Below are 3,937 nucleotides of genomic sequence, written 5' to 3' on the forward strand. Positions count from 1 at the left end.
CGAAGGTGGCGAGCAGGTTGTACTGGCGCTTATTGTGATCCGGCAGCGAGTGCGGGATCTGCTGGAGCACGAGCTTCGCCCCCATCTGCTCGAAGAGGGGGATCAGGAAGTTGACCGCCTCCTCGTTTCCCTCCTCGGAAACGCTTCGCAGCTCCAGAAGCTTCAGTGCGTCCTTTACGAAATCCATGCCGTGGGAAGATTCTAGCGGCGGTCGGGGGGGAATGGTAGTTTTAGCTTTATGATACGCAGGCTAGCCCCTCTCGCACTCTGCCTTATCGCCACGGGCACGGGGGCGGATACGTGGACGGAAGCGGAGCGTCTCCTGAGGGAGAAAAAGCCCGCGGAGGCCGTTCGGCTGATGGAGGAAACCCTCAAGAGCGCGGCACCATCCGCCACGCAGCTCTACAATCTGGGAACTGCGCTCGCACACGCTGGCGAATACGCCCGCGCCCACGGCATGCCGGCCCAGCGGCTGCGCTCCTTCCCCGACACCGAGGGCGCCATCGCGGCCCTCTCCGACGTCGCCCCCGAGGTCCGCTGGATCCTGGTCAAGGGCTCGCGGGGGATGCATCTCGAAAAAATCGTCTCGTACCTGAAGGAGCGTTACTAAGCATGCTCTATTACCTGCTCTATCCCCTGCGGACGGAATTCATCGTCTTCAACCTCTTCAAATACATCACCTTCCGCACCTTCGGGGCACTGATGACCGCGCTCATCCTCTACCTGCTGCTCGGCAAGCGCTTCATCGCCTACCTGCGGCGCAACCAGGTCGGTCAGTTCATCCGCGATGAAGGGCCCAAGACGCATTTCAATAAAAAGGGAACGCCGACGATGGGCGGGCTCTTGATCCTGTTCTGCACGACGATCTCCGTCTTCCTTTGGGGAAATCTCGGAAACGCCTATCTGTGGCTGACGATGTTCGTGCTACTCTCCTACGGCGCAATCGGCTTCTACGACGACTACAAGAAGCAGATCCAAAAGGTGAACCTGGGGCTGAAGGCGCGGCTCAAGTTTCCCCTGCAGGTCTTGATCGCCGCGCTCGCCGGCGTGACGCTGCTCTCCTACCTCGATTTCTCCACCAAGCTCGTCCTGCCCTTCTTCAAGGACGTCCAGCCGGACCTGGGCTGGTTCTACGTCGCCTTGATCTGCCTGGTCGTCACGGGCGCCTCCAACGCCGTCAACCTGACCGACGGCCTCGACGGCCTCGTCGCCGTCCCCAACGTGATGGCCTTCTCGACCTACGCCGTCCTGGTCTACGTCGCCGGCAACAAGACCCTGGCCGACTACCTGCAGGTCCTCAGCGTGCCCGGCGCGGGCGAGCTGGCGATCTTCTGCGGGGCCCTGGTGGGCGGGTTGATCGGATTTCTTTGGTTCAACTCCTATCCGGCGGAGATCTTCATGGGCGACACGGGCTCGCTCAGCATCGGCGCGGCCTTAGGAATGGTCGCGATCCTCGCCAAGGCCGAGATTTTGCTGATCCTGGTGGGCGGCATCTTCGTCCTGGAGACCGTCTCCGTCATGACGCAGGTGATTTCGTTCAAGCTGACCGGGAAGCGCATCTTCAAAATGGCGCCGATCCACCACCACTTCGAGCTGAAGGGCTGGCCGGAGCCGAAGGTCATCGTGAGATTTTGGATCATCAGCTTTATTTTGTCGCTGCTGTCGCTGGCGACGCTGAAGATACGTTAACGGGCCGCCTTGGGGTCGCCCACCGGATCTGTTCATCGATTAGGTCGGTTTCTATGCCGACGTTGTAGGGGCCGTTCGCGAACGACCCCTACGGCGCCGGCATCGTCTCCGGCGTGAGGAATCGTTGCAAACCATGGCTATCGCCGTCCTGGGACTTGGAAAAACCGGCCTCTCCGTCGCGCGCCACTTCTCCGCGCTGGGTGAAACCGTGTGGGGCGTCGACGACAACGCCGCTCTCGACCGCGAAAAGACCGGCGGCGCCTGCGCCGAGCTCTTCCTCGGCGGTAGGCTCCCGGACTTCGCCCGGGTGAGCCGTTTCTTCATCAGCCCCGGCGTCGACCCGCGGCACCCGGCCGCCCAGGCCGCCATGGCCCGCGGTCTCAAGCTCGAGGGCGAGCTGGAGCTGGCCTTCACGCTCGCCCAGGGCCGCGTCATCGCGGTGACCGGCACCAACGGCAAGTCGACGACCGTCTCCCTGCTCGGCGCGATCTATCAGGCGGCCGGAGAAAACGTCGGGGTCGGCGGCAACCTCGGCACGCCCTTCCTCGACCTGGTGCGCGACCCGAAAAATTTCTCCTGCTACGTCGTCGAGGTCTCCAGCTATCAGCTCGAGACCGTCGCGACTTTCCGGCCCAAGGTCGCCGCCCTGCTCAATGTCACCGACGACCACCTGGACCGCTACCCGAATTTTCAGGCCTACTTGGCCGCGAAGGCGCGGATCTTCTCCTTCCAGACCGAGGAGGATTTCGCCATCTACGACGACGACGATCTCTATTGCCTCGAGGCGGTCGAGGGCGCCAAGGCCCGCCGCGCCCCCTTCAGCACGGCCAAGAAGGTCCGCGGCGCCTACCTGCACGAGGGCAAGATCCTCTGGGCCCCGGGCGGCCGGGTCGAATCCGAGTTCAGCCTCGAGCGCTGCAAGCTCGTCGGCCTCCACAACCTCGAGAACATCGCCTGCGCCGTCGCCTGCGCCAAGGCCGACGGCCTCGCGGACGCGCCGATCCAGCGGGCCCTCGACAGCTTCCAAGGACTCCCCCACCGCATCGAATGGGTGGCCGAGATCGACGGCGTTAACTACTACGACGACTCCAAGGGCACCAACGTCGGCGCGGTCGTGATGTCGCTGGCGAGCTTCGACCAGGACGTGGTCCTGATCCTCGGAGGGAAGGACAAGGGCGGCGACTACGCGCCGCTCAAGCCCTTGGTCAAGCACAAGACCCGCGCCGTGATCCTGATGGGCGAGGCCGCCGACAAGATCGCCGCGGCCCTGCAAGGCTCGGCCGAGCTGGTCCGGGTCGCCTCAATGCGCGAGGCGGTGCACAAGGCCCGCGAACTCGCCGTGCCCGGCGGCGTCGTCCTGCTGAGCCCCGCCTGCTCCAGCTTCGACATGTTCAAGGACTACCACGACCGCGGCGAGCAGTTTAAGAAGTGCGTCCGCGAGCTCCAGGGGGAGAAAAAATGAGCGCCGAGCGCCGCCCCATCGACTACCCGCTCCTCGTCGTCGCCCTGCTCTTGATGGCGATCGGGATGCTGATGGTCTACTCCGCCTCCGCCATCTACGCGCAGGACCTCTACAAGGACTCCTACTACTTCCTGAAAAAGGAGATCGTCTTCATGGCCGCGGGCCTGGTGCTGATGTTCTCGGTGAAGAGCGTCAACTACCACCTCTACTACAAGATGGCCTATCCCCTGCTGGGCGTCACCGTTCTCCTGCTGCTCGTCACCTTCATCCCCGGCATCGGCCACCGGGCCGGCGGGGCGCAGCGCTGGATCGGCATCGGCGGCCTCACGATCCAGCCCTCCGAGCTCGCCAAGCTGGCGGTGATCGTCTTCATGGCCTACACCATGGCCAAGAAGAAGGAGAAGATGAAGAACTTCAAGATCGGATTCCTGCCGGCCGTCGGCATCGTGGGCTTCATCTCGCTCCTGGTCCTGGCGCAGAAGGACCTGGGGACCACCTTCGTCATCTGCATGGTCTCCTTCATCCTATTCTTCATCGGCGGCACCCGCTTCTCCTACCTGGCGGCGGGGATCGTCGCCGCCATCCCGGCACTCTACTTCCTGATCTTTTCGGTCGACTACCGCCGCAAGCGCATCCTGGCCTTCCTCGACCCCTGGGAACACAAGATGGACGAGGGCTTCCAGATCATCCAGTCCTACGTGGCCTTCAACTCGGGCGGCCTCACCGGCGCGGGGCTGGGCCAGGACAAGCAGAAGCTGTTTTATCTGCCCGCGGCCCACACGGACT

5 protein-coding genes are annotated in these 3,937 nt (G+C 63.6%); 4 read left to right on the forward strand and 1 reads right to left on the reverse strand.

What is annotated here, in order from left to right:
• A partial coding sequence (locus tag FBR05_14955) for a hypothetical protein (GenBank protein ID MDL1873478.1) occupies window positions 1-187 on the reverse strand: 187 nt, incomplete at its 3' end.
• 171 nt (window positions 188-358) lie between these two features.
• On the opposite strand from FBR05_14955, the gene FBR05_14960 reads away from it, so the two are divergent.
• From FBR05_14960 to FBR05_14975, 4 genes are all read left to right on the forward strand, one after another.
• Entirely contained in the window at window positions 359-610 is a 252-nt protein-coding gene (locus tag FBR05_14960; protein ID MDL1873479.1) for a hypothetical protein, read from the forward strand.
• A 2-nt stretch (window positions 611-612) separates the two neighbouring features.
• A complete protein-coding gene (locus FBR05_14965; GenBank protein ID MDL1873480.1) occupies window positions 613-1,689 on the forward strand; it encodes a phospho-N-acetylmuramoyl-pentapeptide-transferase in 1,077 nt (358 codons plus the stop codon).
• Between the two features lie 133 nt (window positions 1,690-1,822).
• On the forward strand, window positions 1,823-3,151 hold the full coding sequence (murD, locus tag FBR05_14970) for a UDP-N-acetylmuramoyl-L-alanine--D-glutamate ligase (protein ID MDL1873481.1): 1,329 nt from the start codon (window positions 1,823-1,825) through the stop codon (window positions 3,149-3,151).
• The coding region (locus FBR05_14975) for a stage V sporulation protein E (GenBank protein ID MDL1873482.1) at window positions 3,148-3,937 on the forward strand (790 nt) is incomplete at its 3' end. The genes murD and FBR05_14975, both read left to right, overlap by 4 nt.

Source organism: Deltaproteobacteria bacterium PRO3 (assembly GCA_030263375.1).
Classification (GTDB): Bacteria; UBA10199; UBA10199; order DSSB01; family DSSB01; genus DSSB01.